The organism is Pseudoalteromonas ostreae (assembly GCF_018069805.1).
Taxonomy (GTDB): Bacteria; Pseudomonadota; Gammaproteobacteria; order Enterobacterales; family Alteromonadaceae; genus Pseudoalteromonas; species Pseudoalteromonas ostreae.
Genome location: NZ_JAGPYN010000015.1, coordinates 86468 through 104057, shown reverse-complemented (window position 1 = coordinate 104057; position 17590 = coordinate 86468). Strand labels below are relative to the sequence as shown.

The 17590-nt window shown below is 39.5% G+C and carries 16 protein-coding genes; 13 read left to right on the top strand and 3 right to left on the bottom strand.

Going from position 1 to position 17590, the window contains the following annotated elements; all coding sequences use genetic code 11:
• Positions 1 to 8 precede the first annotated feature (8 nt).
• The 6 genes from pyrD (at position 9) to J7338_RS13540 (ending at position 7787) form a co-directional block, all read left to right on the top strand.
• Positions 9 to 1019, top strand: a complete 1011-nt coding sequence (pyrD, locus tag J7338_RS13565; RefSeq protein ID WP_210797548.1) for a quinone-dependent dihydroorotate dehydrogenase — start codon at positions 9 to 11, stop codon at positions 1017 to 1019.
• A gap of 120 nt (positions 1020 to 1139) precedes the next feature.
• Positions 1140 to 1670 carry a cell division protein ZapC domain-containing protein gene (locus tag J7338_RS13560; RefSeq protein WP_210797547.1) on the top strand — a complete coding sequence of 177 codons (531 nt, stop codon included), beginning with the start codon at positions 1140 to 1142 and terminating at the stop codon, positions 1668 to 1670.
• 90 nt (positions 1671 to 1760) lie between these two features.
• On the top strand, positions 1761 to 3878 hold the full coding sequence (gene rlmKL, locus J7338_RS13555; protein ID WP_210797546.1) for a bifunctional 23S rRNA (guanine(2069)-N(7))-methyltransferase RlmK/23S rRNA (guanine(2445)-N(2))-methyltransferase RlmL: 2118 nt from the start codon (positions 1761 to 1763) through the stop codon (positions 3876 to 3878).
• On the top strand, positions 3871 to 4107 hold the full coding sequence (locus tag J7338_RS13550; RefSeq protein ID WP_210797545.1) for a glutaredoxin family protein: 237 nt from the start codon (positions 3871 to 3873) through the stop codon (positions 4105 to 4107). The genes rlmKL and J7338_RS13550 overlap by 8 nt, the downstream gene beginning before the upstream one ends.
• A 15-nt stretch (positions 4108 to 4122) precedes the next feature.
• Entirely contained in the window at positions 4123 to 6042 is a 1920-nt protein-coding gene (uup, locus tag J7338_RS13545; RefSeq protein ID WP_210797544.1) for an ATP-binding cassette ATPase Uup, read from the top strand.
• A gap of 11 nt (positions 6043 to 6053) precedes the next feature.
• Positions 6054 to 7787: a DUF3466 family protein gene (locus J7338_RS13540; RefSeq protein WP_210797543.1), complete on the top strand. Its 1734-nt coding sequence runs from the start codon at positions 6054 to 6056 to the stop codon at positions 7785 to 7787.
• Positions 7788 to 7907: 120 nt separating this feature from the next.
• Here J7338_RS13540 and J7338_RS13535 read toward each other — a convergent pair whose 3' ends face one another.
• Positions 7908 to 8417, bottom strand: coding sequence for a DUF2062 domain-containing protein (locus J7338_RS13535; RefSeq protein ID WP_210797542.1), 510 nt, complete (start codon positions 8415 to 8417; stop codon positions 7908 to 7910).
• On the opposite strand from J7338_RS13535, the gene J7338_RS13530 reads away from it, so the two are divergent.
• Genes J7338_RS13530 through tcdA form a run of 7 tightly spaced genes read left to right on the top strand, consistent with a single transcriptional unit; the run spans position 8397 to position 15870 of the window.
• Positions 8397 to 10676 (top strand): DNA internalization-related competence protein ComEC/Rec2, encoded by a 2280-nt coding sequence (locus tag J7338_RS13530; protein ID WP_210797541.1) that lies wholly within the window; start codon positions 8397 to 8399, stop codon positions 10674 to 10676. The two genes, J7338_RS13535 and J7338_RS13530, sit on opposite strands and share 21 nt — an antisense overlap.
• A 58-nt stretch (positions 10677 to 10734) precedes the next feature.
• Positions 10735 to 12480, top strand: a complete 1746-nt coding sequence (gene msbA / locus J7338_RS13525) for a lipid A export permease/ATP-binding protein MsbA (protein WP_210797540.1) — start codon at positions 10735 to 10737, stop codon at positions 12478 to 12480.
• On the top strand, positions 12477 to 13457 hold the full coding sequence (gene lpxK, locus J7338_RS13520) for a tetraacyldisaccharide 4'-kinase (protein ID WP_210797539.1): 981 nt from the start codon (positions 12477 to 12479) through the stop codon (positions 13455 to 13457). Before msbA ends, lpxK begins: the two co-directional genes overlap by 4 nt.
• The gene (locus J7338_RS13515; RefSeq protein ID WP_064666143.1) at positions 13447 to 13644 is read left to right on the top strand and encodes a Trm112 family protein; all 198 of its coding nucleotides are present in this window, start codon (positions 13447 to 13449) and stop codon (positions 13642 to 13644) included. The genes lpxK and J7338_RS13515 overlap by 11 nt, the downstream gene beginning before the upstream one ends.
• The gene (gene kdsB / locus J7338_RS13510) at positions 13632 to 14405 is read left to right on the top strand and encodes a 3-deoxy-manno-octulosonate cytidylyltransferase (protein WP_210797538.1); all 774 of its coding nucleotides are present in this window, start codon (positions 13632 to 13634) and stop codon (positions 14403 to 14405) included. Before J7338_RS13515 ends, kdsB begins: the two co-directional genes overlap by 13 nt.
• Positions 14398 to 15069 (top strand): TIGR01621 family pseudouridine synthase, encoded by a 672-nt coding sequence (locus J7338_RS13505; RefSeq protein WP_210797537.1) that lies wholly within the window; start codon positions 14398 to 14400, stop codon positions 15067 to 15069. Before kdsB ends, J7338_RS13505 begins: the two co-directional genes overlap by 8 nt.
• Entirely contained in the window at positions 15070 to 15870 is an 801-nt protein-coding gene (tcdA, locus tag J7338_RS13500; protein ID WP_210797536.1) for a tRNA cyclic N6-threonylcarbamoyladenosine(37) synthase TcdA, read from the top strand.
• Here the strand turns inward: tcdA and J7338_RS13495 are convergent.
• Positions 15867 to 16280 (bottom strand): SufE family protein, encoded by a 414-nt coding sequence (locus J7338_RS13495; protein ID WP_210797535.1) that lies wholly within the window; start codon positions 16278 to 16280, stop codon positions 15867 to 15869. The two genes, tcdA and J7338_RS13495, sit on opposite strands and share 4 nt — an antisense overlap.
• 13 nt (positions 16281 to 16293) lie before the next feature.
• On the bottom strand, positions 16294 to 17508 hold the full coding sequence (locus J7338_RS13490) for an aminotransferase class V-fold PLP-dependent enzyme (protein WP_210797534.1): 1215 nt from the start codon (positions 17506 to 17508) through the stop codon (positions 16294 to 16296).
• Positions 17509 to 17590 lie beyond the last annotated feature (82 nt).

Sequence of the window (17590 nt, the reverse complement as noted above, 5' to 3'; positions counted from 1 at the left end):
ATTATTTCATGTTTTACGATCTTGCTCGCCGTTTTATGTTCACCCGTGATGCGGAATGGGCCCATGAATTTGCACTTCATAACTTGCGCCGTTTTAACAATACCCCGTTCAGTGCTGCATGGTCGCAATCAGTGGCAGATCGTCCAGTCGAATTTTTAGGTTTACAGTTTAAAAACCCAGTAGGATTAGCAGCCGGCCTTGATAAAAATGCAGAATGTATTGATGCGTTTGCAAAGATGGGTTTTGGCTTTATTGAGGTAGGTACTGTGACACCTCGTCCACAAGTCGGTAATGACAAGCCGCGTATTTTCCGTCTGCCGGAGTCAAATGCAATTATCAATCGTATGGGCTTTAATAATAAAGGTGTTGATAACCTAATTAATAACGTTAAGGCTGCTAAATACGACGGCATTCTAGGTATCAATATTGGTAAGAATAAAGATACCCCAAATGAACAAGGTAAAGACGATTACATCCACTGTATGCGCAAAGTGTTTGAATATGCCTCATATATTACTGTCAATATCTCATCACCAAATACGCCTGGACTTCGCGATTTGCAATATGGTGCTGCACTAGATGATCTATTGCAAAGCCTTAAAAATGAGCAGCTTGATTTGATCGCCAAACATAATAAACAAGTGCCAATGCTAGTAAAAATTGCCCCAGATCTTGATGCTGTGCAAATAGCTCAAGTTAGTGAATCATTATTAAATAACAACATCGATGGTGTAATAGCGACTAACACTACCTTAGAGCGCGCTGCGGTGCATGGACAACAATATGCTGATGAAGCCGGAGGCCTGTCAGGTCAGCCAGTACGTGAGCGATCCACTCATGTAGTGCAAGAATTAAAACGTTTAACCGCAGGAAAACTGCCAATCATTGGAGTGGGCGGAATTGATGATGCAGCCAGTGCGAAAGAAAAATTATCAGCAGGTGCAGATCTTGTACAGGTATACACTGGATTTATATATAAAGGACCGCAATTGGTAAAAACGATCCTGCAAGGCTTATAAGGATCCGTTATTTAAGCTTTTGATCGTTCAATAAATGTTCTAAAGAAATATATATTAATTGGTCAAAAGCCGCTATACTACACTATTAATAAGATTAATTAGTAGGGGCGTAGGGAACGCATGTTACAAGCATCAAAGCAGTGGAAATGGATTGCTTGTCCAGTAAGAAATCGTTTATTGATCGATTTAGATCAAGATATGCAGCTGTGCACGCCTTATAAACTACGCCAACTCACCGATGCTATTTTAACCCAAGCTAACTTTAGTTTAGAGGATGCTGCCTTTTATCAGCAGGTTTATCAATATCTTGCTGGATTTAATCTATGGAATAGCGCACAGCTATGTCAAATCGCGCTCAATGCCACAGCGGCTAAATTTTATTTAAAGCCAATGCTGGCAAAAAGTTGGTTTTTCGAACCTTACAAAGGCAATGAGCCCAGTATAGAAGCAGTTATAAAATTGCAAACGAGCGAGCAAAGTGGTGAGTTTTTGATTGTTGACCACTGTAGAGAAGCCTCTTTATGCATTTGTCTATCTGAGCATTTTAAGCTAGATGAAAACTTAAGCCTTAATCAATTTGAAGCTATTCGTATACTTAACAATCGTGTCCATCCAATTTATAACCACGCACAAAACAGTAAAACAGCCTAAGCATATTTTTAATAGTTCCTTTGTTTATCGCGTGTTTGTCGCCCAACCTATGTTATAATCCCGCGCAATTAGCTATTAAGGGTTATTACTTTGCATTTTATCGCACTTACTTCTATCGGAATCGAAAATTTATTGGTTGATGAACTTACTGACATTGGCGCTATGGTGACCAAACAAACGGTGGGTTCTGTACGCTTTGAAGGTGACACTACATTGGCACAAAAAGTGTGCTTAATGAGCCGCTTTGCAACTCGTGTACTTATGTTGATTGAAGAGAAAGAGGGCGTAAATAATAAAGAAAGCCTATACAATTTTGCTCGCTCACAACCTTGGCAAGAATGGTTTGGTCCAACGCAAACTTTTGCTGTCGACTTTAATGGCACCAACGACTCACTGAAAAATACCCAGTTTTCAGGTTTAGTGATCAAAGATGCCATTGTTGATTATTTTAATGATTTATTTGAACAGCGACCAAATGTTGATAAACAAGATGCCAATGTGCGTGTTGTTGCGCGTTTATCGCGTCAAGGTGTGGCTCTGTATATCGATTATTCAGGGCCGCGTTTATCTGAACGTGGTTACCGAGAAGGTCAAGGTAAGGCACCTATTAAAGAGCATTTAGCGGCAGCACTGATCAAACGCAGTGGTTGGCTTGACAATGTTCAACAGCCGCTATTTGATCCCTGCTGTGGTGCTGGCACTATTTTGATTGAAGCTGCTGGCATGGCGCGTAATGAAGCGCCAGGTTTATTCCGTGAGGGATTTGCATTTGAGCGCTTACCAAGTTTCCGTATTGCTAAATACAAAGAATTAAAAGAGCAGCTTACAGCACAAATTACCGACCCTAAGTTATGGCTTATTGGTCATGACAATGACGCTAATGTACTGAGCAAAGCAGTAGATAATGCTCGTAGAGCTGATCTAGGTGATGTGATCAAGTTTAAACAAAGCGATGCAACTAAGCTTACCTCAGTGGCAAAATTACCAGGTGTGGTTATTTCAAATTTACCGTATGGTGAACGTATTGGTTCGATGGCTGAGTTGGTGAGTTTACACAGTGCTTTAGGTACAGGCTTTAAAAAACATTTTAACAACTGGAAACTTGCTCTACTAGGCATGGATGAGAGTTTATTTAAATTATTAAAGCTGGTGAAGCTCAAGCGTTATAAATTTAAAAATGGTCCACTTGATGTGGTACTTAATTTATATCAACTTGATGACAAACAAGTCAGCCAAACAACTGAAGATAAACCAGCATTGAACTTTGAAGGTTCGATGTCGTTTGCTAATCGGGTTAAAAAGAATAAGCAAGGTTTGAAAAATTGGCTCAAACAAAATGATGTGCAGGCCTATCGTGTCTACGATGCTGATATTCCTGAATACAATGTAGCTGTTGATATTTATGGTGATTCAGCGGTAATATTTGAGTACGCTGCGCCGAAAGAAATTGACGATGTAACAGCGCACAAACGTCTACAAGACGTGATTTCGTTAACCTCACAACAACTCAATATCGCACCTGGAAATATTGCTGTAAAAGTACGTAAAAAGCAAAAAGGTGAAGAGCAATACACACCGATGGCTAAGCAAAATCGTACTCAAGTAGTTGAGGAGTTTGGCGCGAAGTTTAAAGTCAATTTATTTGATTACTTAGATACTGGCTTGTTTTTAGATCATCGTCTTGCTCGTCGTTATATCCAAGAAAATGCCAAAGATAAACGCTTCTTGAATTTGTTTGCCTACACAGGGACAGCCTCTGTACATGCAGCTCTAGGTGGCGCTAAAGCGATAACCACCGTTGATCTATCGAAAACCTATTTAAAATGGGGCCAAGATAACTTTGAGCTGAACAATATCAGCAATACTCGTTATCGTTTTGAACAAGCTGATTGTTTGAAGTGGCTTGAGCACGCAACTAGCCAATACGATTTGATCTTTTTAGATCCGCCAACGTTTTCAAATTCAAAGCGCATGAAAGATGCTTTTGATGTACAAAATGATCATATTAAATTACTGACATGGGTTAAAAAAATCCTCAGTCCATCTGGCACGTTGATTTTCTCGAATAATATGCGTGGCTTCACCATGGATGAAGTGGGCTTGATTGGCTTAGGATTAAAAGCTGTTAATATTTCAGAGCAGACAATTTCTCCTGACTTTAAACGCAATAAAAAAATACATAATAGCTGGTTGATAACCCATGGCTAAGTGGATTTTGTATCATACCGATGGCTGTCATTTATGCGAGCAAGCGCAGGGCTTGATCACGCCGTTGTTAGGTGATGATCTCTTACAGCTTGTTGATATTATGAGTGATGAAGAACTTATTACAGAATATCAGACCAGTATACCCGTTTTAAAAAGCGATCAAGGCCCGCAATTATTTTGGCCTTTCACTGCGCAAGATGTGCGTCAGTTATTTACGCAAACAGAATAAGAGTAAACAGATAGTATGGATTTAATTAGAATTTCTAAAGCTCAACTCGCGTATGGTACGCATCCACTGTTAGACAACGCTGATGCCGTCATCGAAACTGGCGAGCGTGTGTGTGTGGTTGGCCGTAATGGTGCAGGTAAATCAACGTTACTAAAAGTCCTTGATGGCCAAGTTATTTTAGATGATGGTGAAATAAATCAGTTAGGTAGTATTAAAATATCTCGTCTAGAGCAAGATCCACCAAAAGGAGCTAGTGGCTCGGTGTTTGATTATGTTGCTCAAGGTATGCCTGAGATTGCAAATTTATTAATTGATTTTCATCACGTCAGCACTGAGTTACAAACTGACTGCACAGATAAACTACTTAATAAACTTGAACGTTTATCAAATCAACTCGAAGCCGCAGATGGTTGGCGCTTTGATAGTAGAATTCAACTTGTATTAACACAGTTAGAATTATCACCAGAAGCCAAACTTGAATCACTTTCAGGTGGCTGGTTACGCAAAGTTGCCCTTGCTCGCGCACTGGTTAGTGAACCTGATTTATTATTGCTTGATGAGCCTACTAACCATTTAGATATGGAAAGTGTGATGTGGCTTGAGCAATTTTTAAAAGAGTTTAAAGGCGGTATTGTCTTTATTTCTCACGACCGTGCTTTTATTCGTGCCGTTGCTACGCGGATCTTAGACTTAGATCGCGGTAAGCTGATTTCATACCCTGGCGATTATGCTACTTATTTAGAGCAAAAAGCCCATGATTTGAAAGTCGAAGAAACGCAAAACGCATTATTTGATAAACGCTTAGCGGAAGAGGAAGCATGGATCCGTCAAGGTGTAAAAGCACGTCGAACGCGTAATGAAGGCCGTGTCCGCGAGCTTAAACAACTACGTAATGAACGCAAACAGCGTGTTGATCAAGTGGGTAAAACTGACTTCAATATTGAAACTGCAGACCGTTCAGGTAAATTAGTATTTGAAGCTAAACATCTAAATCATGCATTTAATAAAGACAAAGTAATTGCTAATGACTTCTCTACTTTAGTAATGCGTGGCGATCGTATTGGCTTAGTGGGCCCTAATGGGATTGGTAAAACGACTTTATTAAAACTGCTATTTGGGGATATTGAAGCTGATGAAGGGATTGTTAAACAAGGGGTGAACTTAGAGTTTGCTTACTTTGATCAATACCGGCAAAAGCTTGATGAAGAAGCCACTGTACAAGATAACGTAGCAGAAGGTAAGCAAGAAGTGATGATGAATGGTCGTTCACGTCATGTGCTCGGTTATTTACAAGACTTTTTATTCCCACCTGCGCGTGCACGTACACCGGTTAAAGCACTCTCTGGCGGTGAGAAAAATCGCTTATTATTAGCTAAACTATTTTTAAAACCATCAAATATTCTAGTGCTCGATGAGCCAACCAATGATTTAGATATAGAAACCCTCGAACTGTTAGAGGATATTATTAATCAGTATCAGGGAACTGTGTTAATTGTAAGCCATGACCGTGAGTTTATTGATAATACCTGTACCAGTGTTTGGGCGTTTGAAGGTAACGGGGTTATCACCGATATTGTTGGTGGTTACAGTGATTATGAAGCCTATACTAATTATTTAGCACAGGAACAAAAAAAACAGCTAACTACACCTGCTAAAAAAGAAGCAGTCGTTGCACCAGCTCCTGTGGTTAAAGCAGACAACAAAAGTAATAAACTCTCTTATAAATTAAAGCTTGAATTAGAACAATTACCCAGTAAGCTGGAGCAACTTGAACAAGCGCTAGAAGCGCAACAAGTTGTAGTTAATGATGCTGATTTCTTTAAACAAGATGCCAGTGTAACCAGCAAAGAATTGAACCATTTAGCACAACTTGAGTCTGACCTTGAAGCTGCTTTGGAGCGCTGGGAAGAACTTGAAGATTTAAAGAATCAGTAGTAAGGACAAAAATGAAATATAAATTACTCGCCGCTAGTATTTTAGCTACTATGAGTACATCGGCACTTAGTGCAACGTACCAGTTAACCGAGCTGAGCACGTTGGATGGCGCTAAGAAAAACTATGTTAAAGATGTCAGCGAAAGCGGCAATATAATCGGCGTTGCTAACGGCATCTACAATTTACCTATTGATGTTAGTTATATCGATTTTGGTGATAATGTAATTGAAAGTGCTTACCGTGAGCGAGAAAAGTATTTTAAGAACATTGATAAAGAGATTACTTTTACGCTTGATGATATTGAAAACAATAATGCGGCGGCAACTAACCCAGATGCACACAGTTTTATGCTTTCATTTTTATCAGCACAAGCTAACAACCCAGAATATCAAAAACTGGCAAATTTTGTTGGTTACAATGTTTTGAATGGTGAAGCTCAAGAGCAAGTTCTTTTTGATGTTGCATCAGTTGATTATGATGGCCTTACACGCTCCGTTAGCAATAACTATAATGCAGTAGCAGAAGACGGTGTTACTGTGGGTTGGGGCAGTGCGCCTTATGAGAAAACCAGCTTTCTTCCTGAGGGGGAAAGTGAAGAAAAAACACAGTTTGTGCGTGATTTTATTTTTCGTGGCATTGTTGTATCGCCATCGGGTTTAACTGTGCCGTTAGTGCCTGAGTATGCTGAATTTGGTGGCTTAAGTTCAGCCAACGATATAGTTAAAACAAACACCGGTTATATTGTAATTGGGCAAGTATCAACAGGTATCCCGGTTGATAGACAAGAAAATATTGATGATAACTGTGATGGTGAAGATGAACCTGTCAGTGTTTGTATTGAGAAGATAAATCGAGATAGATCATCACGATTGTTTGATACCCGTGCTGTTAAGTGGACACTTGATACAAACTTAAATATTACTAAAACTGAACCGCTTGGTTTGGGTCTTACACCAGAAGAAGATGATGGATTTGCATTTATAAGTAATGCGCTTGCTGTTAATAGTAATGGCCTAGTTGCTGGTTATTCTGATGTTCGTGATAATAACAGCTCGTCAACAATTAGATCATTGCCTGTTTATTACAATGACGGTAACGTTGTTGAAATACTCAATCAAGAAGATGATTGGACAGGTGGTCAGGCAGTAGCAATTAATAATAATAATACGATTGTTGGTTATGGAATAAAGAGAATCGATAGCACAGAACGTCAAAAGTTCTTCTATCATGATATTGCCAGCAATAGTACTGTTTCCCCAAAGGATTACTTTAGTACTTCCAGCTCAGTTGCCAATGATATTAATGACAATGGTTATATTGTTGGTGAAGGTGAGACTGACTTATTAAATAGTGGTGTACGTCGTCGCGAAGGCTTTTTGTATAAGATTGGTGACGATGCGATTACAAATATAAATGATTTACTGCCTTGCTACGAAGCCGATGGTGAAACACGTTATGGTTATGTTGTTTCAGAGGCTAAAGTAATTAACAATAAAAATGAAATCTTTGGTGTTGCTACTAAAACGGTCGAAAAAATGGATTCATTAGGCGGTGTCGTACGTGACATCAATGGTGAAATAGAATACGAAAGTATTGTAGTACCAGTGAAGTTATCTCCGATCAGCGGTAGTATTGACAGTTGCTCAGCTCCTGAAACAGATACTTATAAGCGCCAATCAGCTAGTTTCCCATGGTATACGTTATTGTTACTACCGTTAGTTGGCCTGCGCCGTATATTACGTTAAGTATTGAAATTATTGGTAGGTGATCCAGCATTAACGGTCACTTAGTATTAAAATAAAAACCCCTGCTTTGCTAAGCAGGGGTTTTTTTGTCTATACTTTATAAAATTAAATTAGAAACAGTTATTTTTTATGCCGATTTAACCATGCTTTGCGTACTGCACGGCGCCATAGTAAATCAACGCCGAAATAGCCTATTATTGAAGCAACACAGGCACTGATAAACGAACCTACCAAAAAAGCAGGACCAATGGTGGTTAAGCTTTCCATAAACCATTGCCAACTTGGTTCAAATGCAAAATGTTGTTCCGGCTGGCCTAACGCTAATGTGCCAATTAAATACGAACAATAAAAAATAGGCGGCATGGTTAGCGGATTGGTGATCCAAACTACGGCGACAGAAATAGGTAAATTTACTCGTAATGGAATAGCCAACGCAGCAGCAAGCACCATCTGAAAAGGAACCGGGATGAAAGCGAAGAATAAACCGACTGAAAATGCCCCTCGAGCTGAGCGTCGATTTAAATGCCATAGATTAGCATCGTGGAGTAAACGACCAAAAATTTTTAAATATTTATGATGTTTAACTTTATTGTGATCAGGTAAAAACCGTTGGATCGTTTTTTTAGCCATTTAAAGCAACCATTTACATCTGTTTGGTTAAGCGTTGGGTTTGTCGTTGGTTGTATTATAACCGTTTTTTATTATCAGACCCTTGTATTTACAGTTTTCGCGTTATCTCTATTAATTGCGAGTGCCTATTTTAAGCCGTTTTACAGTGTATTGTTAGGTTTTATTTGTGGAATTTTATGTGTATGGGGACATTTTAGCAACTTCTACGCAATTTCCAGCTTGCCTTTGGATGAAAATAAACCATATCTAAGCAATATTACGATTGTAGAAATTATTTCAAAGCGCGATCATTATTATTTAAAAGTCCAGCTTAATGAGATAGGCAATCATCCTCTATCAAATATTAAGCCCCCTTTTGCATTGCTCACTTTAAAAAATGAGCAGTTACTTAAAGTGGGTGATCATGTTACTGCGTGGCTTGAATTAGAAAAATATCGCAGCCAAAAAAATTATGATGTGTTTGATAAAGAGCGTTACGCATTTAGTGAGCGGCTATTTTTTAAAGGCAAACAAGTTGGTCACATTATTGAAATAGCTAAAAATCATGAATTTGACCTAATTACTAACTATCGTAATTTTATTAAACACACCTACCAGCATAACTCACTAAATTGGCTGTATTATTCGCTAATGACTGGCGATCGCAGTGTTATGAGTTTTTCACAAAAGCAAGAATTACAGCAATTTGGTATTAGCCATTTATTGGCTATTTCGGGATTACATATTGGCTTGATGTTTAGTATCGGTTTTTTTATAACCCGTTATTTAACAAGCCTTTTTATTTTTGTGGTTAAACCAACTACACAGCAGATCAATTTGTCACTTATTTATAGTTTAGGTGGCTTTGCGCTTGCTTTTAGTTATGTGTACTTAAGTGGCTTTATCGTCTCGGCAACTCGCGCTCTGATCATGTTAGGGTGTTATTTAGTTATTTATTATATCGCTAAGCAGGCACTACGCTGGCGATTTATCTTGTTTGCATTGGTATGTGTATTACTCATTGATCCATTTAGTTTACTTAATCCGGGGCTGTATTTTTCATTTACGGCGGTGGCAATTATCTTTTGGGTGTTTAGTGTTATAACCGTAACCAGCTCCGACTTTTTAGCCATCATTAAAACACTTATTATTCTGCAGTGTGCATTGTTTATTGGTTTACTACCTTTATCGCTGTATTATTTTAATGGGGTCAGTGTAATTGGCTTAGCTGTTAACTTAGTGGCTATCCCATTACTTGGTTTTATTATCATGCCCTGCTTAGTATTGTTTTCTGTGATCAGTGTATTTTTTGATATTAGCGGATTGATAAGTGTGTTTGATTCATTATTACAGCATATTTATCAGCTCTTATTGTTGATCCCGGTTGATTTTCGTTGGTTTGATACTACAAATTTTAGCCAGCAATGGCTTGTTAGTAGCTACATGACAGCAATGGTCGTGTGTTTTTTACCATGGCGTTTATTGACATGCATACCATTATTACTGGTTGTACTCGATCACTATTTACTGACCAAACCGCGCTGGCAGCTAAATGTATTCGATGTAGGTCATGGCACCATGGTGTTAGTAAGTAATCGAGATAAAGGTTTTATCTATGATCTTGGCCCAATTTATTTTAATACATTTACGCGAGTTAATAGTACATTAATACCTTATTTAAAAAGAAACGGCATTGAGGCAGAGGTTGCGCTTATCAGCCACATGGATAAAGACCATGCAGGAGGGCTTATCCATTGGTTAGAGCAAGGTTACCAGCATACTTTTAGGTTGCTGCAACCAAATGGGCCAGAGCAAGTTTGTAGAGCGGGCGAATATCGTTTTTATGACTTAACTATTATTGTGAGCGAGCCGGCACAGCATTTAATAACAGATAACGACAACTCTTGTGTCGTACGTATTAGCGATGGCAGGTTCAGTGTTTTACTTCCGGGTGATATTTCAACAAAACGAGAAGAGCAATTAATAAAGCAGCAAAGTGTGCTTAAAAGTACCGTATTACTTAGTCCTCATCATGGCAGTAATACTTCATCGACTGATACCTTTATTCGTGCGGTTGCCCCTGAGGTAGTTATTCATTCAACGGCATATAAAGGACAGTGGCAATTTCCACGTACAGAAGTTTTAGCGCGTTATGCTACACAGCATGCTCTACAATATACAACAGCAGAAAAAGGCCAGGTTAAAATTGAATTTTATCAACATCACTACACAGTAAATCTAGCTCGTGAAGATGAAAGTTATTGGTTTCTAAAAGATTGAGTTTAGTTTTGTACGGCTGGAGGCTACAATAGCCAAAGATTATGTATTAGAGAGTATTATGGATCAAACTACATCACAAATTTATAAGCGTTTATTGACGTATGTGGGTGATTATAAAAGCATCGCAATATTAGCTGTAGTCGGCATGATAGGCTACTCAGCGATGGATGCTTTATTTATTCAGTTAATGAAGCCTTTTATAGACCAAGGTTTAAATGAGCGTAATAACAATGTCTTAAAATATGCGCCATTTGTTGTTGTTGCCTTAGTGTTCGGCCGTGGGGTCTTTAATTATATGTCATCGTATTGTTTAAGTTATGTGGGCTCTCAAGTTGTCCGTGCATTACGCCAACAATTATTTGAGCATATTCTGCATTTACCTGTTTCATTCCATGATAAAAACTCAACGGGTGATTTGATTTCAAAAATAACGTTCGATACAGAGCAAGTGCAGCAAGCGATCACCAAAGCGATGCTCATTGTGGTCAGAGAAGGCGCATTTGTGGTGTTTTTGCTGGCTGTGATGTTTTATACCAGCTGGAAGCTATCGCTGATATTTCTAGTTATTATTCCGCTTGTTGCTATTATAGTCAGTTTAGTTTCAAAGCGTTTTCGCCATATTTCTAAAAATATTCAATCAGCAATGGGTCAAGTGACTCGCAGCTCAGAGCAAATGCTCAGTGGTCACAAAGTCATTCATGGCTTTGGTGGACAACAACAAGAAATCACTCAGTTTGCAAAAATTAATAACCATAATCGCCAACAGCGGATAAAAATGGATGCCACTAAAGCACTAAGTGTCTCGGTTATCCAAATTTTAGCTGCCAGTGCTATGGCGGTCATTTTATTTGTTGTCTCAATGCCCTCAATGATTGATACCGTCAGTTCAGGTGACTTTGTGGTGTTGATTTCTTCAATGATGATGTTATTACGCCCTTTAAAACAATTAGCGAATGTAAATAGCGATTTGCAGCGCGGTATTTCAGCTGCGCAAAGTATATTTTTAGTACTTGATGAAGACGTTGAAAAAGATATTGGTGCTGTTAGTATCGATAAAGTGCAAGGGCATATTGAGATTAAACATGTTACGTTTAGCTATCCTACCAAAGATGAACCGGTATTAAAGGATTTATCTCTAACCATTAAAGCGGGTGAGAGCATTGCCTTAGTGGGACGTTCTGGTTCTGGTAAATCAACCATCTCTAACTTATTACCGCGCTATTATGATTTACAACCACCGAGTGAAATTTTATTAGATGGCATTGCGCTCAGTGATTACAAATTGGCTGATTTACGTAAACAGTTTGCCTTGGTATCGCAGCAGGTTGTACTTTTTAATGACACTATAGCTAACAATATAAGTTATGGTATTAGTCGTGAATTAAGCGAAGACGAATTACTCAACGTAGCTAAACAAGCGCATGTTTGGGAGTTTGTTAAAGATTTACCCGATGGTTTAGATACCATGGTCGGTGAAAATGGCGTAATGTTATCAGGCGGGCAGCGTCAGCGTATTGCCATCGCACGGGCAATACTCAAAGATGCACCAATCTTGATTTTAGACGAAGCAACCTCTGCATTGGATACTGAGTCTGAAAAACTGATCCAGCAAGCTTTAGAAGCATTAATGAAAAATAAAACCTCGATTGTGATTGCTCACAGATTATCAACAATCGAACAAAGCGACCGCATCTATGTTATTGATAATGGCCAAGTGATTGAAAACGGAGACCATAAATCATTACTCGAAAAAGAGGGCACGTATTCTGCTTTGTGTAAAATGCAATTTGGTGAGCACGGGTGAGTAAAATAGAGCAAAGCTGGTATCAAAGTATCAGTTTAATTACTGTAGTACTGTTGCCTCTGAGTTTACTGTTTTGGTTGATAAGTACTTTTCGTCGTGCGGTGTATAAAATAGGGTTATGTAAAGCCTACATAAGTCCAGTTCCCATAATAGTGGTTGGTAACATCAGTGTTGGCGGCAATGGTAAAACGCCCTTTGTGATCTGGCTGGTTAGCTACTTACAACAGCGTAATTTAAAGGTTGGGGTGATCAGCCGCGGTTATGGTGGTAACAGTGAATGTTACCCGCTGAACGTTACAGCAACTACCAGTCCAGCAAGTGCAGGCGATGAACCTGTGCTAATACAACGTAGACTAGGGTGTCCTGTAGTCGTTGGTCCAAACAGAGAAGCGAATATTAAGCTATTACTTGCTGAGCACCAACTTGATGTCATCGTTTCTGATGATGGTATGCAACACTATAAAATGGCCAGAGACATAGAATGCTGCATTGTTGATAGTCAGCGCCGCTTTGGTAATGGTTTTATTATGCCAGCAGGGCCACTTAGAGAAACTCAAGCGCGTTTAAAATCTGTTGATTTAGTGATTGAGAATGGTGGCGATGCTAGGTTTAATTACCAGCTAAAAAGTGCAGATTTAGTAAATGTTGCCACTAATATAGCCACTGAAGTACCGCTTTTAATCGGTCACGCTGTGAGCGCCATTGGTAATCCACAACGTTTTGAGTATAGTTTACGTCAACAAGGCATTACATTGCTAAGTTGCCATCATTTTCGAGATCATTATGGTTATACAGCACAAAATTTCATAAAATTTAATGATGAAATAGTGTTTATGACAGAAAAAGATGCGGTAAAATGTCAACCATTTGCAAAACCTACGTGGTATTTTCTACCTGTTAATGCAGAGCCATCCCCTGCGGTGGTTACTAAACTAAATTTATTACTAAAAGAAAAAGGGATCCTCGATGGCCTTTGATACAAAGTTACTTGAAATAATTGCCTGTCCAGTATGTAAAGGCAAATTACGTTTAGACAAAGAAAACAATGAACTGATCAGCACAGCAGCAAAGTTGGCTTATCCAATTCGTGATGATATTCCGGTATTGCTTGAAAATGAAGCCCGTGAATTATCACAACAAGAGATTGAAACGTGGAATTCGTAGTTGTTATTCCGGCGCGTTACGCGTCTAGTCGGTTACCGGGTAAGCCTTTGGCGGATATTTGTGGCAAACCGATGATCCAACACGTTTATGAAAAAGCAATGGCAGCAGGTGCAAGCAAAGTGGTTATTGCCACCGATCATCAAAAAGTTTTTGATGCGGTTAGCTTATTTACAAAAGATGTATTAATGACCAGTGAGGATCATCAATCGGGCACTGAACGCCTTGCCCAAGTGATGGATTTACTCGGATTGGCTGACGATACAATTGTTGTTAATGTACAAGGTGATGAACCACTGCTTGCCTGTGAAAATGTAGCGCAAGTTGCTGCATTGCTTGCAGATTCGTCTGCGCCAATGGCGACTTTAAGTGTTGCCATTGATGACATTGCAGAAGTACTTAACCCTAATGCTGTCAAAGTGGTCAGTGATATTAATAAAAATGCTTTGTATTTTTCCCGCGCCAGTATCCCTTTTGATCGTACCAACATGATGGACGCTGCCAATAATCATCAGCTCAATTGTGCAAACTATCAACGCCATGTGGGTATTTACGCGTATAGAGCTGGGTTTATCAAACAATACATTAAGCTGACACCTTCGCCTCTTGAGCAATTAGAATCATTAGAGCAATTACGCGTGCTTTACCACGGTCACCAAATAAAAATTGAGCAAGCGCAAATAGCGCCTCATGCAGGTGTTGATACACCTGAAGATTTAGCGCGTGTCGTGAGCTACTTAGAAAGTAAAGCTGCGAGTGAATAAGCCCACGTTAACTGTGCATGCTCAGCATGAAGATTTTTATGTCCTCGAAAAGCCTGCAGGCCTTAACTTTCACAGCGAAGAAGGCCCTGGTTTTGTGGTACTTGCTGAGCAACAGCTAAATGAAAAGCTCTATGCGGTACATCGTTTAGATAAAGTGACATCAGGTTTGATTATCTTAGCCCGCAGCAGTGCCTCAGCAGCTGAGTTTACCCGCTTATTTACCGCGCATAAAATTGATAAATTTTATTTGGCGTTATCGGATAGCAAACCGAAGAAAAAGCAAGGCTGGGTGAAAGGCGATATGGCTAAATCTCGCCGTAGTAGCTTCAAGCTGTTAAAAAGTATAGATAACCCGGCAATTACTCGTTTTTATTCGCTCAGTATTACGGCTAACTTACGTGGCTTTATTTTAAAGCCGTATTCAGGGAAAACCCATCAATTAAGGGTTGCTTTAAAAAGTTTAGCGGCGCCTATTTTAGGTGATTCACTTTATGGTGGAACTCCAGCTGAGCGTACTTATTTACATGCTTACGCACTTAGTTTTAATTGGCAAAATAAACAGTACCACTTTGTGTGTAAACCTGAATGTACAACACTGTTTGGACAATTAACTGAACACGAAAATTTTCACCCATGGCAACAGCCTTGGCAATTGGATTGGTAAATGACAGACTCGGTAACCGATATTCGTTTTGGCGGGATAAAACGCTTATATGGACAACAACAATTTGCATGGTTGCAAAACGCACATTTTTGTGTCATTGGCATTGGTGGTGTTGGCTCTTGGGCCGCCGAAGCATTAGCAAGAACTGGGGTAGGTAAGCTTACACTTATTGATCTTGATGATATTTGTGCAACTAACGTAAATCGCCAAATACATGCCTTAACAGGTACTGTTGGTGAAGCAAAAGTAGAGGCAATGAAAACCCGCTGCCAGCTGATTAATCCTGAGTGCGAAATTGAAATCATTGATGATTTCATTACTTTGGATAATATTCGCGAGCTTATCCAAGGTTTTGATTTCGTGATTGATTGTATCGATGCAGTAAAAGAGAAAGCGGCACTTATCGCTCATTGTAAGCGCAATAAAATACCGGTGATCACCACTGGTGGTGCCGGTGGGCAAACTGATCCAAGCCAAATTACATTTGGCGATGTGGCAAAATCGACCCAAGATCCTTTGCTTGCTAAAGTGCGCTATATTCTGCGTAAACAGTACAACTTTAGTAGCAACCCTAAACGTAAGTTTAATATAGATTGTGTCTACTCAACTGAGCAATTAGTTTACCCCAGTACTGATGGCAGTGTGTGTCATGCAAAACAAAATGCTGATGGCTCAATGAATATGGATTGCAATAATGGTTTTGGCTCTGTGACAATGATCACAGGCAGTTTTGGTTTTTTTGTAGCCGCTAAAGCGGTGCGTAAATATTTAGACCGCTGCGCTCGAAATAATAAAGACTAACTTTTTTGTTGTGCCATGGTTTGAATTCGCTCGACCATGGCCTTGATACCATTCCCGCGAGATGGGCTTAAATGTTGTATTAGCCCCAATCGTTCAAATTCAGCAAAGGCATTGGTGTGCATCACTTGCTCTGGGGTTAAGCCATTATACAAGGCTAACACAATGGCCAGTAAGCCTTTTACTATACGGGTATCAGAGTCGCCAACAATGACTAGGGTATTTTCTTCTAGGTCAAAATCTAAATACATCCACACTTTACTTTCACAACCAGGAACGAGGGCATCATCCGTTTTTAATATTTCCGACATAGGCGGTAGTTGCTTGCCTAACAGCATTATTTCTCGGTACTTTTGTTGCCATGGTGGCGCACTTTCTAAGGACAACGCAATTTCTTTAAACGTTTTAATCATGTTTTATCCGAACTTAGTCTAATAATGCGATGCACTCTTGCAACGCTGCGATGAATAAATCAATGTCTTGACGGTTATTATAGAATGCAAAACTGGCACGAACACTGCCCTTAATACCTAAATGCTGCATCAGGGGTTGGGCACAATGATGGCCACTGCGAACTGCAACGCCATAGCCATCCAATAATGTGGCTATATCGTAAGGATGTTCATCTTTGTAATTAAAACTTAAGGTTCCAATATTGCTTTTTAGGTCGCTATAAATGGTAATACCATCGATGGCTTGCAGTTTTTTTGCGGCATAATTAAAAATAGCTTGTTCATGTACATAAACATTAGCAGTATCTAACGCCTTTAAATATTTAATTGCGTGGGCAAAAGCGATTACAGCCGCAATATTAGGTGTTCCAGATTCAAATTTAGCGGGTGCTTGGCGAAAAACTGTTTTTGCTAATGTAACGGATTCAATCATTTCCCCTCCGGTTTGATACACACTGAGACTATTTAACCGATCATAGCGTCCATATAAACCACCAAGCCCCGTAGGGCCGAGCATTTTATGCGCTGAAAAAACATAAAAATCGCAATCTAGTTGCTGTAAATCAGGTTGTAAATGTAAAGCTGCCTGTGCACCATCAACAAGAGTAATGGTATTTTGTTGTTTTGCAGCGTGCAAAATTGCTTCCAGCGGGGTGATGTTACCCAGTGCGTTTGATGCGTGAGTGATTGCAAGCACAGTTGGCTTGTGTTGTTCAATAAACTCAACACATTGCCCTGTATTAAAACGGCCATTTGGCTGCAAGGGCAAGGCCAGCAGTGTCGCTCCTGTACGTCTTGCAAGCTGCTGCCATGGCACGATATTAGCGTGATGTTCTAACGCAGAAATCACAATGGTAGAGTGTATATTGAGTTGTTCAGTCAGGCCATTAGCAACAAGGTTAATCGCTTCGGTTGCTCCTTTAGTCCACACTAACTCACTCACAGCAATATTAAAAAAGCCAGCGACAATCGCTCTAGCCTGTTCATAGGCGAGGGTAGCTTGCTCACTAAGTGTATGACGGCCGCGATGTACATTGGCATTATTGCGTGCATAAAATTGCTCAGTAGCAGTGATCACTGCTAATGGTTTTTGTGTAGTTGCTGCTGAATCAAGGTAAACCAGAGGTTGCTCGTTGATAAGTTGCGACAGAGCTGGGAATTCTGCACGGATTTTTTCTACATCTAACATAACAAGCCAAATTTAAAAGTGAACGAGAATTGTAATCACTTTATGATTTTTCTCAAGGGGTGCACACAAAAAAGGCCGCAAA